We start from the raw sequence: 13,868 nt of genomic DNA, 5'->3' as shown, positions 1-13,868 counted from the left end.
AATCAAAGCCGATACAAAACTTGCGTTATTGTACCAGCTCACTAAGAAGATGAGAAATTTTTGCTATTGGAAATAATAGTACTTTGCTTTCGTTTCGTCAGCTTGAAAGCGTGGGGCAATATCCAACGAAGACTTTAAGTCTTGCCAAGGACTCAGTAACTGAACTTCAAAGGTAAATACATCATGTTGCACCTTGTGCAACATGATACTAGCAACGCTGGGCTGCTGGTTAAGGAAACGCTCTAGCTCAACAGATTGGCTGATCGTGGTGATATTAGCAAAGCTAACTAATATCGCCTCATCAGCATTCTCCCCAAGCATCACTCCGTAGCGCTCAGCTAACTTCTCAGTGACCGCGCTAATAGCAGAGGTCGATACTTCAGCTAAAGTCCCCTGAACCACGCCTGAGTCTAACTGGGTTTGCGCATTACTATCTAATAAGCGCCACTGGATTTGCCAATGACTTCCTTGTGGGTATTGACGAAAACTAAGAATAAGAGGAGCAGAATAACGCTCACTGGCTCGATACACTGGGCCATCAAATCCCCCCCATACATCGTTTACGCTCAGCGCCATGCTATCCTCAAGATCCATAACCGGTAAACGGATAGGCAAACCAAGCAATTCGGCTTGTTCTCTGGCGTTTTGTAACCAATCTTGTTGATCACTGTCAGCTAATAACTGTCGATTAAAATCTTGCTCGTTAGCGTACCACAACACGATATTGGGACGTTGTTTGCCCCATAGTCGCAACTGAGCTTGCATCAATAGTTGATTAACCTTAGCTTCATTAAACAACACAGAGATTTTCTGGTCACGATAAGAAAACTGTTGAATATAAGGGTCTATATTCGCTTTAGCCTTAGCCACTAGCGGGTTCGATTTACTCGAACTGTCTCCAGTTAAGCGCAGCAACAATAGTTCAAAAGCCTGTTGTTGGTCTTCTTTATTAGTACCGTTTGCCGCCGCTTCAATTCGGTATAAATCGTTTTGCTGCGCAGCCTGTACTGGTAATAATACCAGGGCTATAACAAGTCCCAACAACCACTTTTTAATCACTACACTCTCCCAGATAAACCATTATATACAGACATTCACACTAAATTATTTGGTTCCGAATATCTTGTCACCCGCATCGCCCAACCCCGGAAGGATGTAACCCTGCTCATTTAGCTTTTCATCAATTGATGCAGTATACAAGACCAAATCGGGGTGTGCAGCTTCTAAGGCCTTTAATCCTTCAGGTGCCGCTACCAATACTAAAACCACAATATCTTTACAGCCTTGTTCTTTTAGCAAATCGATGGTGGCGATCATCGAGCCACCGGTAGCTAACATGGGGTCTACGACTAAGGCTAAACGTTCTTCAATCTGACCGACCAGCTTATGGAAATAAGGCACCGGTTCTAAGGTTTCTTCATCACGGTAAATACCAACAACACTGGTCTTCGCTGAAGGCATGTGCTCTAACACACCGTCCATCATTCCCAATCCCGCACGTAAAATAGGCACTACAGTGGCTTTTTTACCTTTAATTTGGTCAATAGTCACTGGACCGTTCCAGCCGTTGATAGTGACTTGCTCAACGTCCAAATTAGCGGTGGCTTCATAGGTAAGTAAGCTAGAAACTTCGCGAGCGAGCTCTCGAAAACGCTTAGTACTGATATCTGCTTCGCGCATTAAGCCAATTTTGTGACGCACTAAAGGATGTTTTACTTCAACAACTTTCATCTCTATTCCTTTGAATTACAGGTTTGTAAGCTGGTAGTGTAAACCAAGCTTGATATTGATATGTTAGCAAAAATCAACAAAATGTCTTAGTTATCGTTTATTACTGTTCCAGCGACGCGAACACTGCTAAAATGTCGCGAAATTTTTTTCCATGTTCGTTGCAAGGTAATCCCGTGACTAAACCAAACACTCCTTTAAGTTATAAAGATGCTGGCGTTGATATCGAAGCTGGTAATGCATTAGTAGAACGTATTAAAAGTGTAAGTAAACGTACGCAGCGCCCTGAAGTAATGGGTGGACTAGGAGGCTTTGGTGCACTTTGTCAATTGCCGACTGGCTACAAAGAACCTGTATTAGTTGCTGGCACCGATGGTGTAGGGACTAAATTACGCCTTGCATTAGATTTGGAAAAACACGACACCGTGGGTATCGACTTAGTCGCCATGTGTGTAAACGACCTTATTGTCCAAGGTGCCGAGCCCTTATTCTTCCTAGATTACTATGCAACCGGTAAACTCGACGTAGATACTGCCGCTGATGTAGTTAAAGGTATCGGTCAAGGTTGTGAGCAATCAGGTTGTGCACTGATTGGTGGTGAAACCGCTGAAATGCCAGGCATGTACCATGGTGACGACTACGACATAGCGGGTTTCTGTGTGGGCGTTGTTGAAAAAGCTGACATCATTGATGGTACTAAAGTAGCTGCCGGTGATGCACTTATCGCACTTGCATCAAGTGGCCCTCACTCAAATGGTTACTCTTTAGTTCGTAAAATTCTTGAAGTATCAAATGCAGATCCTAAACAAGCTTTAGGTAACAGTACGTTAGGTGAGACCTTGCTCACTCCAACCAAAATCTACGTTAAATCAGTATTAGCGCTACTTAAGCAATGTGAAGTACACGCTTTATCACACATCACTGGTGGTGGTTTCTGGGAGAACATTCCTCGCGTATTACCTGCTGGCGCCAAAGCAGTGGTTGACGAAAACAGCTGGCAATGGCCTGAAGTATTCAACTGGCTACAAAAAAATGGCAATGTTGAGCGCGAAGAAATGTACCGCACCTTTAACTGTGGTGTAGGCATGGTGATTGCTTTACCTGAAGCTGAAGTAAACGCTGCACTTGCCTTATTGACAGAGCACGGCGAAACAGCCTGGAAAATTGGCCACATTGAAGATGTAGCTGCCGGTGAAGGTCAAGTAGAGTTTAAATAGGATAGCTAATGGCGCGCAACATTGTTGTATTGATATCAGGTTCAGGGACTAACCTGCAAGCCATTATTGATGCCTGTAAAGAGGGGCGTATTAACGCCTCTATCGCCGCTGTTATCAGCAACAAGGCCGATGCATTCGGCCTTGAGCGAGCGCAACAGGCAGCAATTAACACGGTAGTTGTAAACCCTAAAGAATATAGCGACCGCAACAGCTACGATCTCGCCTTAGCAGAAGTCATTGAACAACAGCAAGCGGATTTAATCGTTATGGCCGGCTTTATGCGCATCCTAAGCCCAGCTTTTGTGGAACGCTTTAGCGGAAAAATGCTTAATATTCACCCTTCATTATTGCCTAAGTACCAAGGCTTACATACTCACCAGCGGGCCATAGAAGCCAACGATCAAGAACACGGTTGTAGCGTGCACTTTGTCACTGCTGAGTTAGATGGTGGCCCAGTAGTATTGCAAGCAAAAGTGCCTGTCTTCGAAGAAGATACCGCTGAAGACCTCGCGGCAAGGGTGCTAGTCCAAGAGCACGCTATTTACCCTATGGTCATTAACTGGTTCATGGAGCAGCGTTTATCGATGGACGGCGACGTCGCCCTACTCGACGGACGACAACTGCCCAGTAGCGGTTACGCTAGCAATTAAAAAAAGCGCCTAGGCGCTTTTTTACGTTTAACTACTGTAACTCTCCGTCCTTAAACAATACATAACTACCACTGGCAATTTTTTGCCAATGCTCATTATTGGTTAAAGGCTGGGTAGCAATCATGGTAACAACATCATTAGGGGTTGTTTCTTTACAAAAATCGATGGTCACATCAGCATCAGCCAATTGTGCTTCACCAAAAGGCGCACGGCGAGTAATCCAATGTAAATTAGTTGAGCAATAGGCCATCACAAATTCACCGTTACTCAATAGCATATTGAACACACCTTTTTCTCGTAACTGATCTGCTAGGCTAGCTACATACTTAAACATCGCTTTCATGTTGCTTGGTTTACGTGGATATTTAAGCCTAAGTTGCTCCAAAATCCAACAGAAAGCCCGCTCGCTATCGGTAGCGCCTATCGGCTTATAGAATCCAGTATCTAACTGTTTATAAGCTTTTAGTTGGCCGTTATGTGCGTAAGTCCAATTTTGGCCCCATAATTCACGGGTAAAAGGGTGAGTATTCTCTAACGAAACGCAACCACGATTAGCTTGACGTATATGGCCAATTACCGCTTGGCTTTTAATCGGAAAAGCTTGCACTAATTCGGCAATTTTAGACTCACAGCTTGGAGCAGGATCTTTAAAGCTACGACAGCCCTTCCCTTCATAAAAGGTGATCCCCCAACCATCTACATGTGGTCCAGTCACTCCACCACGTTGCACTAGGCCGGTGAAAGAGAAACAAATATCGGTAGGAACATTCGCACTCATTCCCAATAATTCACACATACCACAACTCGCTAGTTTACTTTTGGGGTGAGATACTGATTTATTCAGCCATGTATTTTTCAATTAATTGAATCAAGATATGAATCACCTTAATGTGAATCTCTTGAATTCGATCAGCAAAGCCAAAATGTGGAACTCTAATTTCCACATCAGCCAGGCCAGCCATTTTACCGCCATCTTTACCTGACAAAATAATGACTTTCATACCTTTTGCTTTGGCCGCTTCAATCGCTTTAATGATATTGCCTGAGTTACCACTAGTACTAATACCAAACAAAACATCACCAGCTTGCCCTAAACCTTCGATGTAACGAGAAAACACAAACTCGTAGCCATAATCGTTACTGACACAAGATATATGACTAGGGTCAGAAATAGCAATGGCTGGATAGGCGGGACGATCTTCGCGGTAACGCCCTGTCAGCTCTTCCGCAAAATGCATAGCATCACAATGCGACCCACCATTACCACAAGCTAAAACCTTACCTTGCTGTTTAAAAGTGTCTGCTAATAAACGAGCGGCTTGCTCAATCGCGTTAATATTCGTGTCATCGGCTATAAATGCAGATAGCACCTTGGCCGCTTCTTGTAACTCGTCAACAATCAAATTTTTCATTAATTTATCCTTTTTAAGGCAAGGCTTAATAGTCGAACACTATACCAATTTTTCACCTTCAAATCAGCGCTCTAAATGCGCTAAAAGCAAATTTGTTAAGCGAATAATACACAAACCATATGTTGTAATTTTGTAAATCACTTGAACATTTGTAACCAATGCGTTACAAATAACCAAAGAGGTCGGACCTCTAACCAAGTTCAAGGAGATTTAAATGTTAAGTTACTTACCGTTGTTGGCCATTGTTGGCATTGTGATATTAGTGGGCGGGCTCGCCTATTTCCGAGCTTCACTGATTGCCTTTAGCTTAGTCATTACAGCTGCGCTGCTTGGCTACAGTGCCATATCCCCATTTAGCGAGCTTTTCTGGTTAGGCTATTTAGTGGTCGTTGGCGGTGTAAACTTCAAACCACTTAGGCAACAACTGATTTCTAAGCCACTATTTAACATGTTCAAGAAAATCATGCCGGAAATGTCTCGAACAGAAAAAGAAGCCATTGATGCGGGTACCACCTGGTGGGAAGGAGAGCTTTTTCGCGGAGCGCCAAATTGGAAAACCCTGCATAGTTACCCAGCCCCTCGCCTCAGCCCAGAAGAACAAGCCTTTATGGATGGCCCGGTAGAGCAAGTATGCGCAATGACAAATGATTGGGAGATCACCCATGAGCTGGCCGACTTACCAGAGGAAATTTGGGATTTCTTAAAAGAGCACAAGTTTTTCGCCATGATCATCAAAAAAGAATACGGCGGTTTAGAGTTTTCTGCTTATGCGCAGTCTTGCGTATTGCAAAAGCTAGCAAGTATATCAGCTGTATTGTCGAGCACCGTAGGCGTCCCCAACTCATTAGGGCCAGGTGAATTACTACAACACTACGGAACCAAACAACAGCAAGACCACTATTTACCCCGCTTAGCAGAGGGTAAAGAGATTCCGTGTTTTGCTTTAACCAGCCCAGAAGCCGGCTCTGATGCAGGCTCGATTCCAGATGCTGGAGTGGTATGCATGGGTGAGTGGCAAGGTGAGCAAGTGCTCGGAATGCGTATCACTTGGAACAAACGTTATATTACTTTAGCGCCAGTAGCCACAATATTGGGGCTAGCCTTTAAACTATCCGACCCCGATGGTTTATTAGGTGGGCAAGAAGAGTTGGGGATTACTTGTGCCTTAATCCCAACCGATATTGAAGGCGTCGAAGTCGGTCGCCGTCACTTCCCTCTTAACATCCCGTTTATGAACGGCCCAACGAAAGCCAACGATTTATTTGTTCCGATTGATTATATTATCGGTGGCAAAGCGATGGCAGGCCAAGGCTGGCGCATGTTGGTGGAATGTCTATCGGTAGGCCGCGGTATTACTTTGCCTTCTAGTGCCACTGGTGGTATTAAAAATGCTGCATTAGCCACTGGCGCCTATGCGCGCATTCGCCGTCAATTCAAATTACCGATTGGTAAAATGGAAGGTATTGAAGAGCCTTTAGCTCGCTTGGCGGGTAACGCCTACATGATGGGTGCCGCCTCGGATTTAACCGTTACAGCAATTGACCTTGGCGAGAAACCCTCGGTCATTACCGCTATCGTTAAATACCACCTAACCCATCGCGGCCAACGAGCCAGCATTGATGCGATGGACGTGGTCGGCGGCAAGGGGATCTGCTTAGGTCCCAAGAACTTTTTGGCTCGTTCATATCAAGGCGCCCCCATTGCCATCACCGTTGAAGGTGCAAATATCCTTACTCGAAGTATGATTATTTATGGCCAAGGAGCGATTCGTTGCCACCCGTATGTCCTCGCCGAAATGGAAGCAACTCAACATCCAGATTTCAATCAAGGTTTGCAACAATTTGATAAGGCACTATTTAGCCACCTTGGTTTTGCTACTAGCAACTTTATCCGCAGCTTCTGGTTTGGTCTCAGCGCCAATAAACTGGTTAAAACCCCTTTTTCAGATCAAACCGCGGTGTACTATAAGCAACTCACCCGTTTTAGTAGCAATCTAGCATTATTGTCTGATGTTGCTATGGGTACGTTGGGCGGAAACCTAAAACGCAAGGAACGAGTATCAGCGCGACTTGGCGATATGCTAAGCCAGCTATATCTTTGTTCTGCCGCCCTTAAACGCTTTGCTGATGATGGTAGAAAAGCCGAAGATTTACCGTTGTTACATTGGAGTATGCAAGACTCGCTCTATCAATTACAAACAGCTCTAGATGAGTTATTACGTAACTTTCCCAATCAAGTTGTGGGCAAACTAATGCGTTTGGTTATTTTCCCATTGGGCACTCCACTGCATGCCCCAAGCGATGCACTTGACCATAAACTAGCGCGCATACTCCAGCAGCCTAGTGAAACTCGTAACCGTGTAGGACAAGGGCGTTTCGACAGCAGAGTGGCAGGTAATGTATACGGTGAGTTAGAGCAAACCTTAGAGGATGTGCTCGCTTGTGAAGCTATCTATGAAAAAACCTGCAAGGCTTTAGCTGAAAAACGTCCATTCACTCAACTGGACAAACTTGCTGAAGAAGGGCTCGCACTCGGGGCTATCACTGAACAAGAAGCGGCGTTAATGCGTCGGACCGAGCAAGGCCGATTAAACGCGATTAATGTTGATGACTTTGATCATCAACAACTGGAAAATACCAAGGCTACAAAGACTCAGCGTACTACCGAGCTAGATTCAGTCGCCTAAGTCCACCCCCACCTTGTTAAAGCGAGCCAAGTTGGCTCGCTTTTTTTATATATAAAACAATCAACACATTGAATTTATGCTGAAAATACTCTTTACTTATACAAAATAAGAAGCACGGAACGCGAATGAATAACGACATATTTGTGCTAGATGATACGGTTAGCGCGACAAGCCCACTCAAAGAACAATGGAAATTGCTAATTGTTGATGATGAACCCGAGGTTCATGACATTACTACCATGACTTTATCTCAGTTTGAGTTTGATAATAAGTCGATCCAATTTTTACATGCAAATTCAGCTACAGCAGCTAAAACGGTGTTAACTGAACATCCCGATATCGCCTTAGTACTGCTCGACGTGGTAATGGAAACCGATGACGCGGGGTTGCGCCTAGTCAAATACATCAGAGAACAATTGAATAACCAAAGTGTCCGTATCGTGCTTCGCACTGGGCAACCAGGTCAAGCCCCTGAAGACGAAGTTGTCGAAAACTATGATATTAATGACTATAAAGATAAAACCGAATTAACCTCGCAAAAGTTACGCACGTTAATCCGCTCTAGTTTACGTTCTTACCGAGATATCTGCTCTTTAGAGAAACACAAGTTAGGCTTAGAAAAAGTGGTTAGAGCATCACGTGGCATTTTCGAAAAAACGGCGTTATTTACCTTTGTGGAAGGCGCTTTAGAGCAATTAGCGGCTATTTTAGATATTGAAGATAGCTGTATTTATCACGTTGAGCAGTTTGCTTATAAAGTCAAATCAACCCAACTACAATTACTCGCCTACCAAGGCCCACAACGCCCTACTGAGCTTCAGCAACAATTGACTGATTTCCCTCAACCACAGCAAGCACTCTTCAATAAAGCTATCAGCACCAAGAAAAACATCTTTGAACATAACACCTTAGCAGTCTACTGTGAAAATACTGCGCATAGCTTATTATTTTATATCACCCGTCAAACTCCGTTCAATCAAGCAGAGCATCACTTTATCAATCTGTTAAGCGAAAATATTATTGCCGCTTTAGAGAACATACGCCTCAATGAAGTGATAACAGAGAACCAGAAGGAAGTGTTATATCGTTTGGGTGAAATTGTTGAGACACGCTCCAAAGAATCCGGCATGCATGTACGTCGAGTGTCCTTATTTACGGCCCTGTTAGCAGAGCAAAGAGGGCTTCCGCCGTTAATGGTTGAGAAACTTAAGCTCGCTTCACCATTGCATGATGTCGGCAAAGTAGCCATACCTGATTCTATTCTGCATAAACCCGGTAAGTTAGACGAAGCCGAATGGGAAATAATGATGACTCACGCCGAGATTGGCGAACGAATGCTAAGTGGTTCCAATATAGAGGTCATGCAGCTGGCTTCTGAAATTGCTGGTTCACACCATGAGAAGTGGGATGGCTCGGGTTACCCAAAGGGCTTACAAGGCGAGCAAATCCCTCTCTGTGGGCGTTTAACAGCCCTTGCTGATGTATTTGATGCTTTAGGTAGTATTCGTTGTTACAAGAATGCTTGGAATGACCAAGAAATTATAGAGTATTTGAAACAACAACGAGGCTTACAATTTGACCCTCAATTAGTCGACAGCCTCATCGATAATTTCGAGCAATTCCTTGCGATTCGCGAGAAATACCAAGACTAGTACCAGTATAAGTACAGCGGCACGCTGTACTTTGTACTCATTGACTAAACGCCAGATACAAAAAAACCTCGCATTAACGAGGCCTTATGTTTAGTAGTGGCGGAGTGGACGGGACTCGAACCCGCGACCCCCGGCGTGACAGGCCGGTATTCTAACCAACTGAACTACCACTCCGCATATACTAACGTCACGATTGTATTACTTATTCAATGCTGGCGGAGTGGACGGGACTCGAACCCGCGACCCCCGGCGTGACAGGCCGGTATTCTAACCAACTGAACTACCACTCCTACGCATTAAATTGTTTCGTCGTTGGCGGAGTGGACGGGACTCGAACCCGCGACCCCCGGCGTGACAGGCCGGTATTCTAACCAACTGAACTACCACTCCGCTACATCGAAACATTACACACAGACTAAACAGACTTGGCGGAGTGGACGGGACTCGAACCCGCGACCCCCGGCGTGACAGGCCGGTATTCTAACCAACTGAACTACCACTCCGCAGAACCATCTCGTCTGGTGCGGCGCAGATAATACGGTTATGCCTATGGTGAGTCAACAAAGAATTGCCTTATTTCTTTAAAAATCTGTTCAAGCGCTGATGTTTTAGCCAAAGCGATGACCTTTTAGCCATAACGGTTAAAAAATCACTCGGGTGGCATCTTTAATCCACCAGCCTCATCCATTTTAGGTTCTGCAGTCACGCTGGTTTCTGAAGCTTCACGCGCTCCCTTTAACGCTTCAGCAAAAGCTTTGCGTTTTCTCCACCAAATAAAGCCAAACGCCGAACCGACGAGTATTAAAAACCCACTAACCGATAACAAAATGATCAACCACAGAGACATTCCAGGATCTTCGACCTTGACCGGTATAGGCGCTACAACTTTTGGTGGCGGTGGGGGGGGCGGTAAAATCACAAAGTCTTCTTCCGGTAAATCAATCACGATCTCTCTGTTTTGCAGAGTAGTCGCCAGCAAGGTGCCCATTACGCGGTAGCGTCCTTGTTCTTTTGGGGTGGGCAAATCCACGGTAAACTGCTCACTCGTCGCATAAGTTTGAAAGGCCTGCTCCCAGCCAACGTTGTTATACACCTTGCCACTAATCACCACTGATTCAGGCTTGAGTTCATCGGTATCAATGACCAAAGCCATCCGCGCTTGCCGCTCCTCATCTTTCGGCGACATCACTTTTATCGCCACAGGATTAGGATAAATGAGTACCGGAGAACGTTGAGCACGAGTAAACACTTGGTTGAGCGTACTAATCACCATCTCGTATTTACCGGGGCGAGCCTCAAGCTTTACATGAGTAGTAAAAATACCGTCGTCGGGATACTCATCATAATTTTTCCCGTCATCATAAAACTTGCCTAGCTCTAACCTTCTTATTTCGACCTGTTGATCGTCTGATAGTTGTTGGCGCATTAACGCAATATTCATCAACGCTTCTTTAAGCATGAGCTCTAAATCGATACGCTCTCCTTTAGTGCTTAAACGAGCAGTGATTTTAAGCCGTTCACCTTGATAGAGTTGATGGGGTATCGGGTCTGTGGTGAGTTCTACTTCACTGAGTATACGAACCCTATTACGCCCTTTATTTTCGGCCACTGCTTGCCAAGGACCGCGCATCGGGTTAGCAATGGTAACAATGTCTAACTCGTCTGTTTCCAGCCAACTCACATTTTTGGGCACGTCCCAAGCGTAAATTTTACTTCCATCGGGGCGAACCAATATTGCGGCGGGCGAACCGGGAGTTCGATAAAGTAAAAACGTGGCTTTATCGATACTATGATCTAGCCTAAAACGGTTGTCGATTAGCGGAATATCCCGGTTTTCAAAAACCGTTGTAGCCTGCAGTGGTAACACTAAACATAAGCATAACCATAGGGTTGTTTTTATCATTATAATTAGTTTCGCCAGAGACACTGGCCTCCCTTTTTTTCAACCAAATCTAAACGTTCCTGATGATTCACTAGCTCTTGCTCGGTAGCAAACACTACCTTTAAAGGAGCTCTGTTGGTGTCAATAGGTCGTACTCCTGCACCATCACCACTCCCCTTTTGCTTCAAATTTAGTTTATTTTGACCGCCGGTCATTTTCAGGAAAACATCAGCCAACAACTCAGCATCAAGCAAAGCGCCGTGATAGGTTCTTGAAGAGCGATCTACACCATAATAGTCACTTAAAGAGTCCAAATTTTTACGAGCGGGTAAAGGCTTATTACCCGCTAATTGAATCTCTCGTTTATTATATTCGCCGCGTCGTGCCACCAACAGCGAATCGGTAATACTACAAATATCGGCACACTTAGGCATTGCTTGAGTTAATGTGCGAGACATCATGGCAAACTCGTGATCTAGGAAGCTAATATCAAAGTTTGCGTTGTGGGCCACTAACTCGGCTCCGCGAATAAACTCAATGAAATCGCGGGCTACTTCTCTAAATAAGGGTTTATCAACCACGAACTCATCGGTAATACCGTGAACACGTATCGCATCTTCGTCAATTAATTGTTCTGGGTTGATATAAACATGAAAAGTATTGCCCGTTAACTTTCGGTCAATCACCTCTACGCAACCAATTTCAATCACTCGGTGGCCTTGATAAATGGGGCCACCACTATCATTCATACCGGTGGTTTCTGTATCAAATACCACTAAGCGGTGGTTCTTTGCTTGGCTCAAAATAGCTCCTATACGACACTATGCGGATAATATCTCTAGTTTAACAAAGATATGCCAAAAGAAGTTTACTTGTTTAATCGTGTTCATTAGCGCAAAAAGGGCAAGCCTAACCAAACCCACTTCATTTGACTCAATCAAGTAAACAAACAGGGAATAAATAACAAGACCAGCAAATGACGGAAATCAACGGGCTGCATAATGAGTGATAGATGCTCCGGCTGTTGCTAAGGGAGAACAACAGCCCGCCTTTAACCACTTATAGAAGAAGGAACCGAGATACGACGTTTAACTCGCCACGCTTTTTTAATTGGCGTGAGCGGTGCCCGGCGCTTTCTTGCCACGATAAAATAAGCCGAGGCAGTGACCCTGAAGTAACGTTTCCCCCAACGCTCAAACCACTTTGGCGCTGGGCGACTGTTAATAAATGAGGTGTAAGCGAAGCGCTCATCATTGAGTATTTCAAAACCTAATAAATTTAACCAATCTTTTACTCGTGCAGGCGTAAACATTCGACAAGACCACGGCATACCACGCTTGCGAAATGGAAAATAACGACGTAAACCGACCAAACTAAAGGGATTAAAGCCACTAATAATAACGTAGCCATCGGCAGTAAGAACCCGCTCAACTTCGCGTAAAATTTGATGAGGGTCTCTAGAAAAATCCAAACAATGCGCTAATAAGCAAAGGTCTAAACTGCTCTCTTGAAAGGGCAATTGTTCTGGTTCAGCCCTTAAGCCAACTAAATGTCCTTTATTAGCAACATTAAGTTGATGACGAATCATTGATGCATGACAATTCAACTGAGCACTTAAATTGCCTAATTTAAGCATGTGGTACCCAAAGGCCACGGGTAAATATTGATCAAGCAAGCTTTGTTGTTGCTCCATCAACCAATCACCTAGAGGCAGATCTTGCCAGAAGTCTGGGCTGGCTATTACATCGCGTATTTTTGCCGGTTTCATCAATTCCCCGTACCAATCTACTGCAGTTAAGGCAATAATGTCCCAACGACTTTAACGACAGAGATATCATAATGCAAATCATCCATATTCCTGCCTTCAATGATAATTATATCTGGTTAGTAAAAGAGCCTGATTGTAACGATTGTATCGTAGTCGATCCTGGTGATGCGCAGCCAGTGTTAAAGCGCTTAGCTGATATGAACTGTCAATTAAGTGCAATACTGATTACTCATCATCATAATGATCATATAGGGGGGGTAGAGGCCTTATTGGCGGCCTATCCACATGCCCAAGTATTTGCGCCTAGTAACGCTCGTTATCACTTTTCTCATACCGTTGTTAAGGGTGGCGTGAAACTGACGCCCAATGGCTTGCAAAGCAAGATAAGAGTAATTGAAGTGCCAGGGCATACACTAGATCACGTTGCCTATTTAGCAGATGACCACCTTTTTATAGGTGATACCCTTTTTTCCGCTGGCTGCGGCCGACTGTTTGAAGGTAGCGCCAAGCAAATGCATACCTCTCTGAGCAAAATTAAGGCATTAGCACCCGAGGTGCTCATCTATGCCGCCCATGAATATACCCAGGCCAACTTACAATTTGCCTTAACGGTAGAACCTGACAATGTTGCACTACAAAAATATCAACAACATGTCAGCAAACAAAGGCAAATGGGCCTGCCTACCCTCCCCACCAGCCTTAATGAGCAATTGGCTATCAATCCATTTTTACGTTGTGGAGAAAATAGTATTCGTGATTCAGTCGCACTAGAGCTGATGCAACCACTAAACAATGAGATAGAAGTGTTCGCAGGTTTAAGATCATGGAAAGACCGCTTCTGACTTGCTAATTAAAGCTGACCTCAATACCATT

At 44.5% G+C, this 13,868-nt stretch carries 12 protein-coding genes and 4 tRNA genes; 5 read left to right on the top strand and 11 right to left on the bottom strand.

Annotation, left to right across the window (positions count from 1 at the left end; translation table 11 throughout):
• Positions 1 to 63 precede the first annotated feature (63 nt).
• On the bottom strand, positions 64 to 1,059 hold the full coding sequence (locus M0C34_RS05960) for a DUF2066 domain-containing protein (protein ID WP_248714732.1): 996 nt from the start codon (positions 1,057 to 1,059) through the stop codon (positions 64 to 66).
• Positions 1,060 to 1,104: 45 nt separating this feature from the next.
• Positions 1,105 to 1,731: a uracil phosphoribosyltransferase gene (gene upp, locus M0C34_RS05955; RefSeq protein ID WP_248714731.1), complete on the bottom strand. Its 627-nt coding sequence runs from the start codon at positions 1,729 to 1,731 to the stop codon at positions 1,105 to 1,107.
• A 173-nt stretch (positions 1,732 to 1,904) separates the two neighbouring features.
• Between upp and purM the strand changes: the two genes are divergently transcribed.
• Positions 1,905 to 2,945, top strand: a complete 1,041-nt coding sequence (purM, locus tag M0C34_RS05950; RefSeq protein WP_248714730.1) for a phosphoribosylformylglycinamidine cyclo-ligase — start codon at positions 1,905 to 1,907, stop codon at positions 2,943 to 2,945.
• An 8-nt stretch (positions 2,946 to 2,953) separates the two neighbouring features.
• A complete protein-coding gene (gene purN / locus M0C34_RS05945; RefSeq protein WP_248714729.1) occupies positions 2,954 to 3,595 on the top strand; it encodes a phosphoribosylglycinamide formyltransferase in 642 nt (213 codons plus the stop codon).
• Positions 3,596 to 3,626: 31 nt separating this feature from the next.
• Here the strand turns inward: purN and M0C34_RS05940 are convergent, their stop codons facing one another.
• Together M0C34_RS05940 and lpcA are read right to left on the bottom strand one after the other, a co-directional pair.
• Positions 3,627 to 4,391 (bottom strand): class II glutamine amidotransferase, encoded by a 765-nt coding sequence (locus M0C34_RS05940; RefSeq protein WP_248714728.1) that lies wholly within the window; start codon positions 4,389 to 4,391, stop codon positions 3,627 to 3,629.
• A 40-nt stretch (positions 4,392 to 4,431) separates the two neighbouring features.
• A complete protein-coding gene (gene lpcA / locus M0C34_RS05935) occupies positions 4,432 to 5,007 on the bottom strand; it encodes a D-sedoheptulose 7-phosphate isomerase (protein WP_248714727.1) in 576 nt (191 codons plus the stop codon).
• A 214-nt stretch (positions 5,008 to 5,221) separates the two neighbouring features.
• Here lpcA and fadE point away from each other — a divergent pair, with 214 nt between their 5' ends.
• Together fadE and M0C34_RS05925 are read left to right on the top strand one after the other, a co-directional pair.
• Positions 5,222 to 7,693 carry an acyl-CoA dehydrogenase FadE gene (gene fadE / locus M0C34_RS05930; protein WP_248714726.1) on the top strand — a complete coding sequence of 824 codons (2,472 nt, stop codon included), beginning with the start codon at positions 5,222 to 5,224 and terminating at the stop codon, positions 7,691 to 7,693.
• A 125-nt stretch (positions 7,694 to 7,818) separates the two neighbouring features.
• Positions 7,819 to 9,345 (top strand): DUF3369 domain-containing protein, encoded by a 1,527-nt coding sequence (locus tag M0C34_RS05925; RefSeq protein ID WP_248714725.1) that lies wholly within the window; start codon positions 7,819 to 7,821, stop codon positions 9,343 to 9,345.
• Positions 9,346 to 9,442: 97 nt separating this feature from the next.
• Here the strand turns inward: M0C34_RS05925 and M0C34_RS05920 are convergent.
• From M0C34_RS05920 to M0C34_RS05890, 7 genes are all read right to left on the bottom strand, one after another.
• A tRNA-Asp gene (locus tag M0C34_RS05920) sits at positions 9,443 to 9,519 on the bottom strand.
• 39 nt (positions 9,520 to 9,558) lie between these two features.
• Positions 9,559 to 9,635: transfer RNA gene (locus tag M0C34_RS05915), tRNA-Asp, on the bottom strand.
• Between the two features lie 23 nt (positions 9,636 to 9,658).
• Positions 9,659 to 9,735: transfer RNA gene (locus M0C34_RS05910), tRNA-Asp, on the bottom strand.
• Between the two features lie 36 nt (positions 9,736 to 9,771).
• Positions 9,772 to 9,848: transfer RNA gene (locus M0C34_RS05905), tRNA-Asp, on the bottom strand.
• Between the two features lie 146 nt (positions 9,849 to 9,994).
• Complete coding sequence (locus M0C34_RS05900) at positions 9,995 to 11,248, bottom strand: TIGR03503 family protein (RefSeq protein WP_248714724.1); 1,254 nt, start codon at positions 11,246 to 11,248, stop codon at positions 9,995 to 9,997.
• Between the two features lie 5 nt (positions 11,249 to 11,253).
• Positions 11,254 to 12,030 (bottom strand): DNA polymerase III subunit epsilon, encoded by a 777-nt coding sequence (gene dnaQ / locus M0C34_RS05895; RefSeq protein WP_256469335.1) that lies wholly within the window; start codon positions 12,028 to 12,030, stop codon positions 11,254 to 11,256.
• A 248-nt stretch (positions 12,031 to 12,278) separates the two neighbouring features.
• A complete protein-coding gene (locus tag M0C34_RS05890; protein WP_248714723.1) occupies positions 12,279 to 12,995 on the bottom strand; it encodes a class I SAM-dependent methyltransferase in 717 nt (238 codons plus the stop codon).
• A 71-nt stretch (positions 12,996 to 13,066) separates the two neighbouring features.
• On the opposite strand from M0C34_RS05890, the gene gloB reads away from it, so the two are divergent.
• Entirely contained in the window at positions 13,067 to 13,837 is a 771-nt protein-coding gene (gloB, locus tag M0C34_RS05885) for a hydroxyacylglutathione hydrolase (RefSeq protein ID WP_248714722.1), read from the top strand.
• Positions 13,838 to 13,868: the final 31 nt, after the last annotated feature.

The organism is Agarivorans sp. TSD2052, assembly GCF_023238625.1.
GTDB lineage: Bacteria > Pseudomonadota > Gammaproteobacteria > Enterobacterales > Celerinatantimonadaceae > Agarivorans.
This window is presented reverse-complemented; position numbering and strand designations above follow the sequence as displayed.